Below are 16,139 nucleotides of genomic sequence, written 5' to 3'. Positions count from 1 at the left end.
ACCAGACCTTCGACGAAGCCATCGCCTTCAACCCACCGGCTCAACCCCCAGTCGCCGCAGCGGCTTGACCCGATAACCGCATGGGGTGTCTTGTCGCCGGCGATGGCGTCGGGCCGGGTGCGGGGTCGGCCGACCGGTCCACGTTGAACTTGGCCTCTCAGAGAACCTCGGTGAATGCGGGCAGGCGGCCAGCCCATGCGGGTCGGCAGAAGAGGCGTGCGGCGGTGGCTGTGGCCGGGGATGAACCGGCTGCCTATTGGGCCCTACCCGCGTGTATGCATCACTGCGGGAAACCCGCAGTGAGCGCAATGCCGGGGCGCCACACCCACGAGCGGAATACCGACCGGTCTCTCAGAGCCCATGGAAAGACGGATCGTACTGCTCGCCGAGTACGGCACGGCCTACGGTGGCCAGAACGTGATCGCGGTTGTCATGGAGTTCGTACAGCGTCAGGTCGCGCAGGACCCGCTCCACGGGGCTTGGGCGGATCAGACTGCGGGCGCCGCACGCCTGGATGACGTGATGCACCGTTTCTTGTGCCAGATGCGCGATCGTATGCCAGGCTCTGGCGCCGGCGATTCGGGCCTCGTCGAGCCTGTCCTCGTCCCAGAGACCGGCGACGTGGCGCAGCCAAAGGCGCCCGGTTTCGACATCGACCGCCATGCTGCCCACTCGCTGCTGCACATAGGGGTCACCGCCCTTGCCCTGCCGCTTCAGATACGCGAGCCCGTATTCATATGCGGCGAGGGCGCCGCCGAGGAAGCTGGCCGCGTAATGGGGGACGAAAGCGGTCTGCCATTGCCCGTCGAAGTAGCTGCCGGGACCGCCGATGAGATGTTCGCGCGGTATGAAGGTGTCGTCGAAGCGCACCGCGTGGCTGACCGTCGCGCGCATACCGACGGGGTCCCACCAGGAAGCATCCACGGTCACGGTCGGATCGGACAGGTCGCAGGCGAGCAGCAGCAGTCTCCCGTGGACCTCTGAGGTCTGGCGGGCGCCGCCGGGTGAGTCCGGATCGACGAGCAGGACCGCCCACTGCGCTCCGGTGGCGCTGGTGGCGAACGCTTTGCTGCCCTGGAGGATCCAGCCGTTGTGGACGGGGACCAGCGTGGTGCCGAAATGAAGCCTCTCGCCCGGCTTCGGGGCTTGGGGTTCGCCGCTCCAGGCGGCCCACTTCTCCCCGTGTTCCACCACGCCGGCGAACCAGCGCCGCTTCTGCTCCGGGGTGGCCAGGGCGTCGATGAGGACCAGTGCGTTGGCGTGCCCTTCCCAGCAGCGGGCCAGTGACAGATCTGCCTTGGCAAGTGTGGTGGTCATCTCCCACAGGGGCAGGGTGTGGCGCTGCTGAGGGCCGTAGCCCAGGCCCCCGTATTCGCAGGGCACGGTGACGCCCAGTAGACCGCTGGAGAACAGATCGTCGAAATCCTCGGCGGGGAAGACGGCCTTGCGGTCGTACTCCACAGCGCGGGGGGCGAATTTGTCCGCGGCGAGCTTCGCCGCGGTGACGAGAACAGCCTGGTCGTCTCCGATCGCCGGGCTGCGGGCCGATCCGGCGGCGCGGGGCAGGTCGTCGGTCATATGGAGGTGGCCCTCTCCAAGTGCCACGTCACGTTCAGCAGGCGGGCACCCTTCGAACTGTGCTGGTCGGTGCTGCCCCTCTTGCCCAGCAGCACCGAAATACCCGGCCTGCCTGCCGGGCGGGCGGTGGGCAGGCCGGACGGGGGCGTCGAACGGATCGTCATGGTGCTTCCCGCCCCACGCGGTGTGTTCGGGTCGATCCCCCCGATACGGTGAGGCCGTGGCCGGCGGCCTGCTCGGCCAATCCGAAGCAGATCGAGCGCAGGGACAGCGTCTCGGGCATCGAACGGCCCGTCATCAGCCTGAACTGCTCGCACGCCTCGACGAACAGGACCTGCCAGCCGTCGATGCCGACCAGCCCGCGAGCACGGGTGGCGCGCGTGAGCGCAGTCGGCGGATCGCGGTAGGCCATCTCCAACACCACCGCGTCCCCGTCGGCTGCGGCAACCGGGAACGGCTCCCGCTCTACCAAGGGCGTGGCGTGCACGAGCAGGTCGTACCCCGCCGGGGAGAATCGGGACAGCGGTACGTAGGGAAGCCCGAGCTGCGAGGAGGCTTCCAGACCGTGCGCGATCCCCCGGTTGACAAGGGTCACCCCGGCTCCGGCCTCGCGCAGGGCCCAGGCGACGGCCCGTCCGGCGCCGCCGCAACCGATGACGGCGGTCGTACGGCCGCTCGGGTCGACTCCACCCAGGGCAAGGGCACGCAGGGCACCGACGGCATCGGTGGTGGCCGCCCGCCAGCGCCCCTCGTCGAGCCACAGCAGATTGGCCGCACCGCACTCCAGCGCCTCCGGGGCGGCAACGTCGGCCACGAGGAGCGCGCTCTGCTTGTGCGGGGCGGTCACGGTCAGCCCGCGCAAGGGCATCCCACCCAGCGACGCGAAGTCGAAGCCCCACTGCCAGAATCGGGAAAACCTGTCCACCTGGAAGGGCAGGTACAGCGCGGGCAGCCGCAGTTCCCGCAATGCCGCGTTGTGCAGCCGAGGCGACAGCGACCGTCCCGGCGCGCGACCGGCAATGCCGAACAGGCCGCTGAGCGGAGGCAACGCGGGCAGGCCGTAGTCGGCCAGGAGCCGGCCCACACTCGGCATGCCGTCCTCTCCCGGCGCACCGACCCGGCCGAAGACGACAGGCGCCCCCAGCCACGGCGCCAGCACTCGGGTCCACATGCCGACCGGGCCGGACGCAAACGCCGTCACGTCGGTACGTCCGAGCCCGGTGAGCAGCAGCGGCGCGGCAGACCCGTACTGTCCGCCCGCAGGCGGCACGAGGAGGTACAGCGCCGCCGGCACGGCGGCCATCGCGGCGAACCGCTCCTGGAGTCTTCCTGATGCCTCCCGCAGCTCCGCTCGACAGCGTCCCTCGGCACTCCCTGCATGCCCGGACGTGTGCCAGGAGACACGCCGCTGCCGGGCGGGGACGGCCGCCAGCAGTTCCGGCTGTATGTCGTCCATCGCCTCGAGGTCGACCAGTTCATAGTGGTCCGCCGCACGCAGGAGCCGGGTGCGCCGTTCCACCGGGCCGGCAGCCGAGTGGCCACCATGTCGCGCAGAGCGAAGGCTGTAGGTCAGCTGCCCTCTGAAGTTCCGCCGCAGCCAGGACGGATCGGGATCGCCGACCAGATCGGCACGGACCTCCAGCTCGTCCGCCACTCCTGCGAGGCCACGCAGCGAACGGGGGGTGAGGTCCTCCGGTTCGGCGGCTACCGCGACCAGCCGGGCCCGACGCCCGAGGGCGGCACCGTATCCGCTCGTCACACGTGCCACTGGACGTACTCCTCCAGACCGGCTCGCCGCGGGACGAACCGATTGACCGGGGCTGTCCCGTCCGCGTAACTGACAGCCATGGAGCGTACGGCGAGCCGGGCAGGAGAGATTTTCAGATTCGCTCGGAGCACGTCCCCATAACCGGCAACACTGAACTGCGGACAACTGCTGAGCCCCCTGGCCAACAGGCCGAGCATCACCTTCTGCAAGGTGATCAGGGACAGGCCGTCGCGAAGCCCGAGGGGCATCCCTGCCTCACCCCCGTCCCAAAGTGGTGCGGCAAGCACCGTAGGAGTCGGCGAGCTCGCACAGGCGGAGGCGGACGGAGCGCTGGATGTGCTGGGCGCACCGACGGTACACCTCCGGCGACTGCCCCTCCGGATCGGGGATGTCACAGTACGGGTCCAGCCGGAGGGTACGGTCCTGGGCTTCGGGCGCCATGGCGATCACCCTGTCGCAATGGGCTCGGGTCATGCAGTAGATGACGGAGTTGACCCGGCACAGTTCCAAGGTGACCGAGCGAGCGCGGTGACGGCGGGGGTTTCCCCTGCCCGGCACCCGTTGCAGGCCGAGTTCAGCAAGCGCGGACCGGGCGCCGGGAGCCATCGGGTGCGGGGGCAGCGGCGTCGCGACACCCGCGCTGGAGAACCGGAAGGCGTGTGCGACGCCCGCCTCCGCGGCTTGGGCCCAGGCGATGACCTCCGCCATGGGCGAGCGGGACGTGTTCCCACCGCAGACGAACAGCACCCGGCATGCCGTGCCGGCGCCGCGGGTTCGCCACCAGAGGGCGGCCGACGGGCAGGACAGGGCCGCAGCCGCGCCGACCCCGAACACGAGCGCGATCAGCTGGCTGCTTCCCGGAGCCCGGAGCCCGGCCAGCCATGCAAGCGCAAAGGAGCCGACCAGGCCGGACATGAGGCTGGCGAACGCCCAGGCCGACACCCCCCAGGTGTATTCGCGCCGATCGAGGTAGATCAGCGTAGCGAAGACGAACAGCACCTCGTAGGCCACTCCTATCCCCGCCGCCCCCAACGCGGCAGGCGTACCGAGGAACCTGGTGAAACCCGCGCGCAGTTGTGGTTGCCCGGCCAGCGCTCCTGCGCCCAGCAGCACAGTCAGCCAGACCGGTGCCGCGACATGCTCCTCCACGAAGAATCGCCGGTTGGTTGCGACAACCCCGTTCTTGGCAACGCGGCTCATGATTTCGAACCGGCCGAGGTAGCCGACGAGGTAAATGAGGACACTCACAACGGCGGCCGGCGTGAGGTGATAACCGTTCACGTCACCGAGAGCCACGGAAATTGCTATCAGACTGAGGGACAGAGCCAACCATGAATGTTTCATAACGGAACGCTTGCCCGCCACGTCGATCAATGGGGAGAGAATGAGAACTCCGCCCCTCATCAACAACAGCATGAAGAGGATCGAGACGCCGGCAAAGGTGTAGTTCATCGTGGTGGCGCCAATGATGAGCGAGGCGAAGAAGCCGGCCGCCAGTGTCTCCCGCCCTGCCATCGGAATTCGGCTCCCGCCGATCCTGCTCCTGCGCATATACCGCCACCGCCCCGACATGCCAAGGAAGAGCATCATCGCGGCGATCTGCCCGAGGGTGGCTGCGGGTAGCAGCTCATAGCCGCTGACCGGCTGGGACGATAGTGGAGTAACCCCGCTGGCCAGTGCCTTCACCAGCATGGCGTAGGGAATATATGATAGGAAGTATCCGAAAGTGAGCCAACCCATGTGAGTACCATTACTGGTCGAACGTCAAGGCTCTAACGCCGCAAGTCCGGGATCAGTACGTCTGGTTGAATTCTGACCCGAATGAGTCTGCATGCTGTTCAGGATCGTTGAGCGCAGCGGACAATGGGATCCCGCGAGCCGCCCCGCAACGTCGAAGGGCTGTTTGCGGACCGCGCGGCGAACATTCAAAACTGCGCCGGATTGTAAGCCGCGCTCCGTGGGGTGTTGTACACTTCCGTGACCCACAAAAGCGCACGGCCAGTCGCATTCACTTTCCCCGAAATTGTACCGCTCACAGCTACACACAGCCAGCGCAGGAGCGAGGGCCGCGCCGTTCTTGCGGAGTCCCCGACTTGATCATGAAATGTTCTGGGTCGTGAGGGCCCGCGGCCTACACATGGTCGGTCACCGGGCCGACGGGGGTGGGGGCAGCCCCCGGCCGAACCGTAGGTGTGCCTGATGGGTGCGTAGGTGTGGGTGCACTGGCGTCGCGGAGTGTTGGACCTCGAAGGCCCTGGAACAGCGTTTTCTCCAGGCCTTGCTCAGGTCAATCTTCCGAAGCAGGGGGACATGCATGCGTCAGCGACTCCGCTGCCTCGGGATCTTCGCGGCGGCCGGACTCGCCGCCGGCGGACTCGCCGCGTGGGAACGGCGTGCCGGTCCTCGGTGGCTGCGGCAGTCGCTGCTCGGGCAACTACACCGTTGACGTGCCCACCGTCACTTCGGTGAGCGGTGAGGTGTTCAGCGGGGCGGTCCACGATGCCGTACAGCAGGTTCGTCTCGTCCCACATTCCGGCCTGCTCGCAGTACACGGCCGGGGACTTGGAGCCGTCGACCAGGCCGCCGTGGCGTCCGGTCTCGATGAGGTCGGCGCCGGCCTGCTTGGCGGCGGTGGCGAAGCCGCGGCGCAGGTTGTGTCCGCTCCAGCGAGGTGGGGTCGGCGCGGGCTGCGGCCCGGGTCACCGCGTCTCCGATGCCTTCGCCGGTGATGCGGCCGGAGGGGTCTCCGATCTGTTGGCCGTGCCGGTGGATCGGGTGGGCGATGCGGCCGTGCCGGTCGATGCGCAGGAACACGGGACCGACCGGCTGGTGGCCGTGCTCGATCAGGCACTGGCGCCGCGCGCGGACCGCGCGGACGGGGCAGGTGGCCGGGTCGGAGCCGTAAGCACGCCGAGCGGACCCTCATGGTTGACCTTCGGTCGCCAGACCTCGACGGCCAGGCCCTCCTCGACCTCCTCGAGGTCGGTCCAGTCCAGCAGCCGCAGTTCAAAACGGCGGGCGGCGAGGGCGAAGCCCAGCAGCAGGACAACGAGGACCCGGGCGACCGTGCCGCCTTCGTCGGACAGCCACCGTTCACGCCTCCTTGGAACCTACGACAGACCTCACGTCAAGCAGCGACTCGCCGATGCTTCCCGGCGATCCACCGCCACGACGGGTGATCAGAAGTCAGAAGATCACCCGCAAGGGCTAATTGTCATTCAATCTCCCAAGCTGCGGCAAGCTTTGACGGTTAGTCAGCTCTCCTTCTGGGCGGCGTGAAGGGTCTCTATATACCCGATCAGCCCCACGAAGCCGGAGCTCCAGATTTACTCGATATGACAGCAATAGGGGGTGTTAGTACGTTCAGTCACGCACCAGCTGCCACAGCGGGTGTTCCTCTCTCCGTCTCAGAAGGAAACAAGTCTCCGTCTCAGAAGGAAACAAGCGACATGATCATGAACCGTTCCCAGGCGATGGCCACGGCCGTCGCGGCCGCTGCGGCACTGACCGCGACCGGCATCACCTACGCCACCGCCGCCCCCGCACCTGAGGCGGCCCCGGCCGTCGTCAAGCAGGCGCCCGCTCCCGACTACGCCCCGATGGGCGGCGAGGGCGGACAGGGCAAGGGCAACGAGGGCGGCGGCCGCGGCGGCGAGCGCGGCGAGGGCGGCGAGCGCGGCGAGCACGGCAAGCGTCGCCACCACGAGATCGGCCGAATCTTCATCAACGAGCGGTCGTTCTCCGCCGTGCCCGACGGCTGCATCACCGTGGTCAGCGGCCTGGGCTCCAAGAGCTTCAACATCCGCAACGACAGCAAGAAGACCGTCGAATTCTTCCGCGGCGTCACCTGCGACAACGGCGCCCCCGTCGCCACCGTCGGCCCCCACAGCGAGGCCAACAACGTCCGCACGGGCAAGATCAAGGACGAGGACGAGGGCGAGAAGGGCGAGCACGAGAAGGGCGAGGACGAGAAGGGCGAGCACCACAAGAAGCACCACGAGGAGATGGAGGACGGCGTGAAGGTCAAGAACGGAGTCGTCGGCAGCTTCCGCGTCATCAAGCGCCACCACGAGAAGGGCGAGGGCGGCGAATTCGGCGGATTCGACGAAGACTAGAATCAGCAACCACGTGATGCGCATGCTGGAGAACCCCGGCCCGCCGTAATCGGGCCGACGCCCTCCGGCCAGGCACACGAATCAGAATCCCGGCCCGCCGCAATCGGGCCGGGATTCTCGTCTGGACCCCGGCTTCCGGGTTGAACGTGGCATCGCGCAGCAGGGCTTTCGTGGACTGGTACTCGCCCAGGTAGGCCCGGTAGGTGTCGCCGCCGCCGAGGATGTCGTCGAGGCGTCGCAGCCGGGCCGAGCGTTGCTGCATCTGGTCAACGTCGCTGACGGTCACGTGCCTGGGCGCTGGAAGTCTGTGAAGAGCGCGCAGGGCGGCAGCCAAGCCGGCGGAGGCTAAGGGGTTGTCCGATCCGCCGGACTGCGCGGACGCGTCCGTGACCGCGACCACGCCACGTGACGGAGCTCGGCCCCCGCCTGCTCTACCCGATCGCCCCCGCCCTGCTGCTGCGCACCGACCCGCCCCCGCCTCGGCGGCCGTTGCGCGTGGCGACAAAGGGGGCCACGGGATGATCACTGACGAGCGGGACATGACGCCGACGATCTACGGCGGCGGCGAGGTGCTCACCGCGCAGTCCAGGGAGCACCTGCGGCTCCGCAAGACGTTCACCGGCTGCAACGCCGGACAGACCTTCTTATGCAGCGTGCCTGGCGCCTACCCACCGTTACGCCGACAGGGTGGGCTGGGTGGTTCAGACGAGCCAGTCGCTGTAGTGGGTGGGGGCGATACGGGCGTCGCCCTTGGCGGTGATGGCGTCACCGTGGACGGCGGCGAACATGCCCGCGGTGTCATCGGTGACGACTGTGCGGCCGTCGGGGCGGGCGTTCAGAGTGACCCGGCCGAGTTCGTCGAGGGAGAAGACGTCGGGCCCGGCGATGTTGCGAGTGCTGTTCAAAGGGGAGCCGGTGGCCACCTCGGCGACGGCGTCCGAGACGTCCTGGGCGGCGATCGGCTGGATCGGGGTGCTGGGCAGGCGGACGGTGTCGCCCTCGGTGGTCGAGGACAGGATGGCGTCGATGAACTCCATGAACTGGGTGGCGCGGACGATCGAGTAGGGGATCGGGCCGGCCTTGAGGATGTTCTCCTGCAGGGTCTTGGCCTGGTAGTAGACGAGGTCGGGCACCTGGTCGGTGCCGACGATGGAGAGAATGACGATGTGCCCGACCCCGCCCTTGTGACTGGCGGCCAGGATGTTGTCCATGGAGGTCTGGAAGAACGGCAGGGAAGCCTCGTCGAAGGTGGGGGAGTTCGTGAGGTTGATGACGACGTCGGCGCCGGCCACCGCCTCCTCCAGGCCTTGGCCGCTGATCACGTCCACGCCCGTGGACAGCGAGAGCGGCACGGCTTCATGTCCCGCCGCCTTGAGCTTCTTCACGACCTGCGACCCGATCAGGCCGGTACCGCCGATCACTGCGCACTTCATGGGTCACCTTTCGTCGCGCACCAGCGCGGGTCGTCACCCAGCACAGTGACCCGACTCACGCCGCCAACCATGGGCGCGTGATCGTGGGCGGATCACGGCCATGCCTCCAGGTTGCTACGGCGCCGAGCGCCGCGCATGCCGCCCGCACCATGTGGGGCGGCGAAAGACGGGGCCACGGCGGCAGCTCACCGGTCAGGAGCATCGGCTGAATGGCTGAACGGCTGAACGGCTGTATGTAGGCAATGGCCGGCTGACCGGCCGACATGGCGCATCCGAGCGCGGCTCAGCGGCGCCATCACGCGGTCGGGCCGAGCGTGCCGACCGTGCGTGGCGCCGCGTCCGGCACACGCGCCCGAGAAGTGCCCATGTCCCAGCATGAGTTGGCCTTCGCCTACACCATCACCGGGACACACCTGGGGCCGCTGACGGGCAACCGGCGACCGGCAAGAAGGTGCGCTACCGAAGCCCGGAGACTTCTCGCAAACCCGCGGCGCGTTCTCTCACTCGAATGCCCTGCTCGCCTCACCCTGTCGGCCCTTGTCGTCGGGCCTCGCACCGCGGATGGAGTAATGCTCGGGCGGTGGGGGCCTCACGGAAAGGAACGCCTGCATGATGGCATCTGTGGCGCTCGGTCTCATACGTCGCACAAGTCGGACGCCCTTCATTGTCGCCGGGTGCACGGTGGCTCTGTGCGCGTCGGCGACAGCCCCGGCCGCCGCCGACGGCGACGCGAGCGGCGGCAGACCCACCGTGGTCCTGGTGCACGGGGCGTTCGCGGACGCCTCCAGTTGGAACGGTGTCATCGCGCGACTCGAACGTCGCGGCTATACGGTCGTGGCGCCCGCCAACCCGCTGCGGAGTCTGTCCAACGACTCCACCTACATCGCCTCGGTGCTGGACAGCATCAAGGGCCCCATCGTGCTGGTGGGGCACTCGTACGGCGGCGCCGTCATCAGCTCGGCGGCAGCCGGCAACCCACGGGTCAAGTCCCTGGTGTACGTGTCGGCGCTGATGCCCGACAAGGGCGAGAGCGGCGATGCGCTGTCCGCCCGATTCGCCTCTCCACTCGCCACCGCCACCACATCAGTCCCCTACCGGGCCGACGGCGCCAGCGGGACAGACCTGTACATCCGGCCGGACAAGCTCCACGAGGTCTTCGCCGCCGACCTGCCGGAGAGCACGACGAAGTTGATGGCAGCCACCCAACGGCCCGTCGCGACAACCGCGTTCTCCGAGAAGGCCAAGGTGGCGGCCTGGCGGTCCATTCCGTCCTGGGCCCTCGTCGCGAAGCAGGACAAGAGCATCAACCCGGATCTGGAACGCTTCGAGGCGAGGCGCGCCGGTTCTCACACGGTGGAGATCGACTCCTCCCACGTGGCCATGATCTCCCATCCCGACGCGGTCACCGACCTCGTCCTCCAAGCCGCCGCGGCCGCTGACTCCGCCCGCACATCGCCGACGGCCTCCTAGAACGCGGAACCGCGTGCAGCGGGGACCGCAGTACGAGCGGCCTGACCAGCCCTTCCAGGGTGAATCCGGCTACGACTGCAACGCGGGGATGTTCCTGATGAGGCTGTCGAACCCCAGCGGGGGGCGTCCGAGGAGCTCGGTGACGTCGTTCGTGGCCCGGTCGTACCGTCCCTCGGCGTGCAGCCGCGCCATCGTGGCGATGTGCTCGAAGACGTGGGGTGGCAGGTCCAGCTTCTTGAGGTCGTGTTCCAGCCACTCCTCGTACGGCACGTTGACATAGGTCACGGTACGGCCAAGGGCAGTGGAGAACTCGGCCGCGATCGCGGCCATGTCACGGGAGCGCGCCCCGGTCAGCTCGTAGACCCGCCCGGATGACGGAGCCGGGTCGAGCAACAGGCGTGCGATGACCTCCGCCACATCGGCTGCGGCGATCGGGGAGGTCCGGGCGGAGCCGAACGGGAGGCGGATCGTGCCGTCCCGCAGGATCGAGGCGACGGCGACCCGGGCGAAGAGCGGATTCTCCATGAACACCGTGGGCCGGACATGGACGACCGGCACGCCCGACCAGTTGAGGACGTGCTCGCCCAGCCAGTGCAGTCGCTGCTGGTGGGACTCGGTATCGCTGGTGAGGCTCATCTGCGAGACCGTCATCTGCGAGATGCTCACCAGCAGATCCAGGCTGTCGTCCTCCCGAGCGGCCGCGGCGACCGTCGTCGCGGCCTCCAGGTAGGAGGCCGACACGCTCATCCCGAAATAAGCCCGGCGGCAGCCCGCCAGCGCCTCCACCACGTCGGCGCCACGGGTGAGGTCGCCGACCACCACGTCCACGCCGGCCATGGCCCGCAGGTCCGAGGTCCGTTCGTCTTCGTGGTGCACGAGAGCCCGGACCGGCACGCCTTTCGCATGCAACCGGTCGAGGACCGTTCGCCCGACTCCGCCGACGCCGCCACCAACGCCAGTGACGAGAATGGGTTGGACGTGCACGGCAATCGCCTCCTGCCTTCCGGACCGGAGCACCCGATCCGCTCGGGACGTCCCCCCCAAGGCTGTCCAGTGGATCGCTCACGCAGCCACCGCGGGCCTTTGAGCGCCATGCTCCAGTCGACCATGCCCTGAGCGTCGACGTCTGCCTGGACGTACCGCGGGCCCCTCTCTCATGTGCCGTCCGGCGCCGCCCGGCTCCGCCGCCCGTACACCGTCTTCCACCTCCCGAACCGTCCTGGAGGCACGCCACGGATCACCGTCCGCAGCCGGACATCCCGTGAGTACTCGTGAGCCCGACTGAGTGACCGAGGCTTTGACTGGGGGCCTCCGAGGCACGGTTCACGGGACCGATGGCGCCCGCGTCATCCGGCACGCAGGCTGAGGGCATGGACACCATCACGCTCGGACACGTGGAGATCACCCGTGTCGTGGAGCTGCCCGCCAAAGGCCGCGCCCGCGACTACGTCTTCCCCGACGTGCCCGTGGAGCACTGGCGGGCGCACGAGAAGTGGCTCGCCCCCACCTTCCTGGACCCGGCCGCCGACGAGGTCCACATGGTGATCCAGACCTGGCTGATCCGCAGCGAGGGCCGGACGATCCTGATCGACACCGGTGTCGGCAACGACCGGGAGCGCCCGGCCATGCCGTCCTTCCACCATCTGCACACGAACTACCTCGGTGAGCTGGCCGCGGCGGGTGTCCGCCCGCAGGACGTGGACACGGTGATCTGCACCCATGTCCACAGCGACCACGTCGGCTGGAACACCTGCCTGACCGACGATGGAGAGTGGGGGCCGTCCTTCCCCAACGCCCGGTACGTCATCTCGCGCGCCGACTTCGACTACTGGAACCCGGCCAACGGACACCGCACCCGCTCCGGCGTCCAGATGGCCAACGTCTTCGAGGACAGCGTCGCCCCCGTGCACCAGGCCGGACAGACCGTGCTGTGGGAGGGCGACCACTACGACATCGACACCCAGCTCCGTATCGAGCCCGCACCCGGCCATACGCCTGGCTCCTCCGTCGTATGGCTGCGGTCGGGCGGTGAACGAGCGGTGTTCTCCGGGGACCTGTTGCACAGCCCATTGCAGATCGCGGAGCCGGACGACTGCCCCAGCTTCGACGAGGACGAAGCCCGCGCACGGATCAGCCGACGCCGGGTGCTGGGGGAGGCCGCGGACCGGGGCGCCCTGCTGTTCCCCGCGCATTTCCCCGGGCCGGGCGCAGCCGAAGTGCGACGCGTCGGCGACCGTTTCGCGGTGAAGGAGTGGGCGGCATGGCGGTGAGGGCGTTACGCCGCACTCTCGTGACGCTTGGCCCTCCCCATGCGGCCTTGGCCCATCACTGCTGTGACCGGACGGGCGACACCCCCGCTCGATGAGCTGCATACGTAACCCGGTCGCCTCAGGGCCGCTGTTGCGATCACGCGGGTGATCGGTATGGAATGAATCGCCGAACGCCTGCTTGCCCCCGACTGCATGGCCTGCCTGCCCGGTGCACAGCCGGAGGCGGGCTCCGGATCTTCAAAACCGTGACGCTCTGGGAGAATTGATGGCCCCGAAGCCCCCTGTTCCCCCGTTCACCCGGGAGAGTGCGATCGAGAAGGTCCGCCTCGCCGAGGACGCGTGGAACACCCGGGACCCTGAGCGTGTGGCCCTCGCCTACACGGTCGACAGTCGCTGGCGTAACCGTGCTGAATTCGTCAACGGGCGCGAGGAGATCGTCGCCTTCCTCACCAGGAAGTGGACCAGGGAGCTGGAGTACCGGCTCATCAAGGAGTTGTGGGCCTTCGAGGGGAACCGCATCGCCGTACGATTCGCCTACGAGTGCCACGACGACTCGGGCAACTGGTTCCGCTCGTACGGGAACGAGAACTGGGAATTCGACGAGCAGGGCCTGATGCGGGTCCGCCTGGCATGTATCAACGACCTCCCGATCAAGGAAGAGGAACGCAAGTACCACTGGCCCCTTGGCCGTCGCCCCGACGACCACCCGGGGCTGAGTGACCTGGGTTTCTAGTTCTCGGTCTGGAGTTGGTTCTGCGCGGTGGCGAGGAAGACGACGAGCACCACTGTTGAGACGGCGATTCCGCCAAGCGACATCACCATCATCAGCGGATAGCTGAGCACGGTCAGGAGGAAGGATGCCGCGAGGAGCATCCTTCTGCGGCCGAACCGGTCCGGCAGCGCCGCGGTGCCGGGGATGAGGGCGATGCAGCAGGTGAGCGCGATGGTGACCACCAGGTTGGAGTCGGCCTCGCTCATGCCGGTCTCTTCGATGAGGTAGGTCGGAATGGAGCTGAGGAGCAGGTAGTAGCCGCCGGTGTTGAGGGGGGAGCCGCCGCGCGTACACCTCTGTCTCGAACTTCATCCGGGGGGTCGGCGAGGCCGCACACGAGCACGGCGTCCACGGCGGTGACCAGTGGCCACCGCGGTTGTGTGCGCGCCGGCTTCGCGTTCACTGGCGATGCGCGTGCCATTCGGGGGCGAGGATCGCCCAGAGCTCTTTGTCGTGACGGGTGCCGCCGTAGGGCCAGTACTCCCGCCGCACGCCCTCATATGTCATACCGAGCCGCTTGGCCACGGCGGAGCTGCGCTCGTTGTCGGCTCGGCAGTGCCACTCGGCCCGGTGTATCCGGCGGGTGGTGAACGCCCACTCCAGCAAGGTGCGGCACGCCTCCGTGACCAGGCCGTGGCCTTCGGCGGCCGGCTCCAGCCAGCAACCGATCTCGCACGAACCCGAGGTGGCGTCGAAGGCCACGAACATCACGCCGCCGACCAGCACGCCGTCGAGCCAGAGCCCGTAGAGGCGGGCGCCGTCCGCGGCCTGGCGCTCGGCGTACCGGCGCAACGTGGCCCGAGCGCCGTCGAGATCGTCGGTGACGAACGCCGGCCCGACCCACGGCCGGATGTGCTCGCGGGCCCGGTCCATGTGGGCGGCGAACTCCTCGGCGTGCCATATCTCGAGCGGACGCAGGTGGGCGTTGTCCCGCAGCGGGAGGGAGAACATGGTGACCCCATTCACACAACAAGCGTTATGGCTATGTACGGTAGCAGCATGCCACGCACCAAGGGGGACCACGAAGCCCGCCGCCGCGACGTCTCCGAAGCGGTCTGGCGGGTGCTGGCCGCGCACGGTTTCGGCGGACTGACCATGCGCGCCGTCGCCGCCGAACTCGACGCGACCACCGGCCTGCTCACCCACTACTTCCCCACCAAGCGCGACCTGGTCGCATACGCCCTCGACCTGCTCGAAGTACGCAGCGACTCCCGTCTTCGGCGTACCGCGGGAGAGGGGATGTCCGCCCTGAGGGCCGCTCTGCTGGACATCCTGCCGCTGACAGGCGAGGCCACCGTCAGCAACCGGATCTGGGTGTCCTCCTGGGACGCCGCGCTCGGCGACCCCGAGCTGAGCGTCGACTACGCCCGCAAGTACGCGCGAAGCCGCGCCAAGCTGCGCGACCTGGTCACCGCAGCCCAACAGTTGGGCGAACTGCCCCCCGGAGACCCGGCCCGCATCGCGGCCGGAGCCCAGTCCCACGTGCTCGGTCTGGTGGTACAGGCCCTCTTCGACCCCGAGGCGTTCCCACCACACCGCCAGATCGAGCTCCTTGACGACTACCTGGCGACGCTGGCCTCCCCGCCCCCGACCGGTGACGACGGTCATGCAGCCCCGACCTGATGCCACGGACCAACCCGTGCGGTCGAGTGGGACTGCTGACGCGGGGGAGCACTCCCGTTGAAGCGGTGACCGCTCCTACGAGTTCACGCTCACACCGACACGAGTCAAGACCTCGTCCGCCAGTTCCCGGCAGGGGCGCTCGCCGTCCAAGAAGATCGTGTCCGCCGGCAAGGTATCCGCTGCGGCCACGCACCGCGCGATCCGAGCCTTGCACCACTGACGGACGGCCTCGTCACGTTCGGGATCGTGCGGGACCACACTCCGGACATCGATCCGTCGCGCCAGAACCTCGGCCGGGACCTTGAGGAAGAAGTGGTGGATGGCCACCCCCGCTTCCTCCAGCGCACCGAAGATCTCAGCGACGTACTGCGGGTCGGCCAGCGTCATCGGGGCCAGGATCGGACGTTCGTACTCCTCCAGCAGTCCCACGGCCATGCTGACCACCTGCCGCCGCCACAGGCGCAAGTCCTGAAAGTTCCCGGTCGGCACATCGACGATGCCACGCAATACGTAGCCGATCTGCTCGGGGTCGTACACCAAAGCAGCAGGCCAGCGCCGGTGCAACTCGTCGACCAGAGTGGTCTTCCCGCTCCCGAAGGCGCCGTTCACCCAGATGATCACGCGTGTCTCCCGTCCTGGACCACCGTCACTTGGTTCACACGCTATGTCTGGACGACCAACGGTCGACACCAGTGCCAGGCACCACGGGGAGTGACGGTGACGGCTTCACCTCACGAGGGAATCTGATCGAGGAGTCACTCCGCTTCCTGGTGGGAGGCGAAGAACTCGATCATTCGCTCCAGGCCCCGATCGCCGAACATGGTCTCCAGGCCGGCGGCGGACTCGGCGGCGGATGCTTCGCTGCGCGGGAAGAGTAGCTTCCTCGTACGCGGCCAGGGCTGGTGCAGCCCGCCCTCGGGCACCACCCGCCCGGCCTCCGTCGCCCCCGCACCGACCATGCGCGCGACCTCCCCGTCCCCGTGACCGGCCGCCTTGGCGGAGGCCCGCATCCGGCGCACCGGAGCCGCGGGCAGGTCCGCCGACGACCCCACTGATAGAGCCCCGACCGTTGGACCTTCGGGCCTGATGCCGCAGTCTGCTGCGATCCTC

14 protein-coding genes and 2 pseudogenes are annotated in these 16,139 nt (G+C 68.3%); 6 read left to right on the top strand and 10 right to left on the bottom strand.

What is annotated here, in order from left to right; all coding sequences use genetic code 11:
• Window positions 1–351: 351 nt before the first annotated feature.
• The 4 genes from ACWC91_RS31385 to ACWC91_RS31370 all read right to left on the bottom strand — a co-directional run bounded on the left by ACWC91_RS31385 (window position 352) and on the right by ACWC91_RS31370 (window position 5,086).
• Window positions 352–1,578: an acyl-CoA dehydrogenase family protein gene (locus ACWC91_RS31385; RefSeq protein ID WP_225080136.1), complete on the bottom strand. Its 1,227-nt coding sequence runs from the start codon at window positions 1,576–1,578 to the stop codon at window positions 352–354.
• Window positions 1,575–1,742, bottom strand: coding sequence for a hypothetical protein (locus tag ACWC91_RS31380; protein WP_450643815.1), 168 nt, complete (start codon window positions 1,740–1,742; stop codon window positions 1,575–1,577). Before ACWC91_RS31380 ends, ACWC91_RS31385 begins: the two co-directional genes overlap by 4 nt.
• Window positions 1,739–3,346, bottom strand: coding sequence for a type I 3-dehydroquinate dehydratase (locus ACWC91_RS31375; RefSeq protein WP_450643814.1), 1,608 nt, complete (start codon window positions 3,344–3,346; stop codon window positions 1,739–1,741). The genes ACWC91_RS31380 and ACWC91_RS31375 overlap by 4 nt, the downstream gene beginning before the upstream one ends.
• Before the next feature lie 255 nt (window positions 3,347–3,601).
• Complete coding sequence (locus ACWC91_RS31370) at window positions 3,602–5,086, bottom strand: arsenate reductase/protein-tyrosine-phosphatase family protein (protein WP_225080134.1); 1,485 nt, start codon at window positions 5,084–5,086, stop codon at window positions 3,602–3,604.
• A gap of 574 nt (window positions 5,087–5,660) precedes the next feature.
• Between ACWC91_RS31370 and ACWC91_RS31365 the strand changes: the two genes are divergently transcribed.
• Both ACWC91_RS31365 and ACWC91_RS31360 read left to right on the top strand, forming a co-directional pair.
• Window positions 5,661–5,792: a hypothetical protein gene (locus ACWC91_RS31365; RefSeq protein WP_263638711.1), complete on the top strand. Its 132-nt coding sequence runs from the start codon at window positions 5,661–5,663 to the stop codon at window positions 5,790–5,792.
• 1,003 nt (window positions 5,793–6,795) lie between these two features.
• Window positions 6,796–7,461 carry a hypothetical protein gene (locus ACWC91_RS31360; protein WP_450643813.1) on the top strand — a complete coding sequence of 222 codons (666 nt, stop codon included), beginning with the start codon at window positions 6,796–6,798 and terminating at the stop codon, window positions 7,459–7,461.
• Between the two features lie 701 nt (window positions 7,462–8,162).
• On the opposite strand, the gene ACWC91_RS31355 is transcribed toward ACWC91_RS31360, so the two are convergent.
• Window positions 8,163–8,894 (bottom strand): SDR family oxidoreductase, encoded by a 732-nt coding sequence (locus ACWC91_RS31355; protein WP_225080131.1) that lies wholly within the window; start codon window positions 8,892–8,894, stop codon window positions 8,163–8,165.
• Window positions 8,895–9,503: 609 nt separating this feature from the next.
• Here ACWC91_RS31355 and ACWC91_RS31350 point away from each other — a divergent pair.
• Complete coding sequence (locus ACWC91_RS31350; protein WP_225080130.1) at window positions 9,504–10,364, top strand: alpha/beta fold hydrolase; 861 nt, start codon at window positions 9,504–9,506, stop codon at window positions 10,362–10,364.
• A gap of 69 nt (window positions 10,365–10,433) precedes the next feature.
• Here ACWC91_RS31350 and ACWC91_RS31345 read toward each other — a convergent pair whose 3' ends face one another.
• Window positions 10,434–11,348, bottom strand: coding sequence for an NmrA family NAD(P)-binding protein (locus ACWC91_RS31345; RefSeq protein ID WP_225080129.1), 915 nt, complete (start codon window positions 11,346–11,348; stop codon window positions 10,434–10,436).
• A 386-nt stretch (window positions 11,349–11,734) separates the two neighbouring features.
• Between ACWC91_RS31345 and ACWC91_RS31340 the strand changes: the two genes are divergently transcribed.
• Window positions 11,735–12,634: an MBL fold metallo-hydrolase gene (locus ACWC91_RS31340; RefSeq protein ID WP_450643812.1), complete on the top strand. Its 900-nt coding sequence runs from the start codon at window positions 11,735–11,737 to the stop codon at window positions 12,632–12,634.
• A 265-nt stretch (window positions 12,635–12,899) separates the two neighbouring features.
• Window positions 12,900–13,367 (top strand): nuclear transport factor 2 family protein, encoded by a 468-nt coding sequence (locus ACWC91_RS31335; protein WP_225080127.1) that lies wholly within the window; start codon window positions 12,900–12,902, stop codon window positions 13,365–13,367.
• Here the strand turns inward: ACWC91_RS31335 and ACWC91_RS31330 are convergent.
• Window positions 13,364–13,666, bottom strand: a pseudogene (locus tag ACWC91_RS31330) (MFS transporter); the annotation flags it as partial. The gene ACWC91_RS31335 and the pseudogene ACWC91_RS31330 sit on opposite strands and share 4 nt — an antisense overlap.
• 139 nt (window positions 13,667–13,805) lie before the next feature.
• Window positions 13,806–14,357 carry a GNAT family N-acetyltransferase gene (locus ACWC91_RS31325; protein ID WP_376499947.1) on the bottom strand — a complete coding sequence of 184 codons (552 nt, stop codon included), beginning with the start codon at window positions 14,355–14,357 and terminating at the stop codon, window positions 13,806–13,808.
• Window positions 14,358–14,405: 48 nt separating this feature from the next.
• Between ACWC91_RS31325 and ACWC91_RS31320 the strand changes: the two genes are divergently transcribed.
• Complete coding sequence (locus tag ACWC91_RS31320) at window positions 14,406–15,029, top strand: TetR/AcrR family transcriptional regulator (protein WP_450643811.1); 624 nt, start codon at window positions 14,406–14,408, stop codon at window positions 15,027–15,029.
• 75 nt (window positions 15,030–15,104) lie between these two features.
• Here the strand turns inward: ACWC91_RS31320 and ACWC91_RS31315 are convergent, their stop codons facing one another.
• Window positions 15,105–15,650, bottom strand: coding sequence for an AAA family ATPase (locus ACWC91_RS31315; RefSeq protein WP_225080150.1), 546 nt, complete (start codon window positions 15,648–15,650; stop codon window positions 15,105–15,107).
• A 134-nt stretch (window positions 15,651–15,784) separates the two neighbouring features.
• Window positions 15,785–15,944 (bottom strand): annotated as a pseudogene (locus ACWC91_RS31310) (FAD-dependent monooxygenase); the annotation flags it as partial.
• Window positions 15,945–16,139 lie beyond the last annotated feature (195 nt).

Source organism: Streptomyces sp. NPDC001204 (genome assembly GCF_053598035.1).
This window is presented reverse-complemented; position numbering and strand designations above follow the sequence as displayed.

Coding starts and splice junctions, on each gene's coding strand:
- ACWC91_RS31385 (WP_225080136.1), bottom strand. CDS start 1,578: ATGACCGACGACCTGCCCCGCGCCGCCGGATCGGCCCGCAGCCCGGCG.
- ACWC91_RS31370 (WP_225080134.1), bottom strand. CDS start 5,086: ATGGGTTGGCTCACTTTCGGATACTTCCTATCATATATTCCCTACGCC.
- ACWC91_RS31335 (WP_225080127.1), top strand. CDS start 12,900: ATGGCCCCGAAGCCCCCTGTTCCCCCGTTCACCCGGGAGAGTGCGATC.
- ACWC91_RS31355 (WP_225080131.1), bottom strand. CDS start 8,894: ATGAAGTGCGCAGTGATCGGCGGTACCGGCCTGATCGGGTCGCAGGTC.
- ACWC91_RS31380 (WP_450643815.1), bottom strand. CDS start 1,742: ATGACGATCCGTTCGACGCCCCCGTCCGGCCTGCCCACCGCCCGCCCG.
- ACWC91_RS31320 (WP_450643811.1), top strand. CDS start 14,406: ATGCCACGCACCAAGGGGGACCACGAAGCCCGCCGCCGCGACGTCTCC.
- ACWC91_RS31360 (WP_450643813.1), top strand. CDS start 6,796: ATGATCATGAACCGTTCCCAGGCGATGGCCACGGCCGTCGCGGCCGCT.
- ACWC91_RS31325 (WP_376499947.1), bottom strand. CDS start 14,357: ATGTTCTCCCTCCCGCTGCGGGACAACGCCCACCTGCGTCCGCTCGAG.
- ACWC91_RS31365 (WP_263638711.1), top strand. CDS start 5,661: ATGCGTCAGCGACTCCGCTGCCTCGGGATCTTCGCGGCGGCCGGACTC.
- ACWC91_RS31340 (WP_450643812.1), top strand. CDS start 11,735: ATGGACACCATCACGCTCGGACACGTGGAGATCACCCGTGTCGTGGAG.
- ACWC91_RS31350 (WP_225080130.1), top strand. CDS start 9,504: ATGATGGCATCTGTGGCGCTCGGTCTCATACGTCGCACAAGTCGGACG.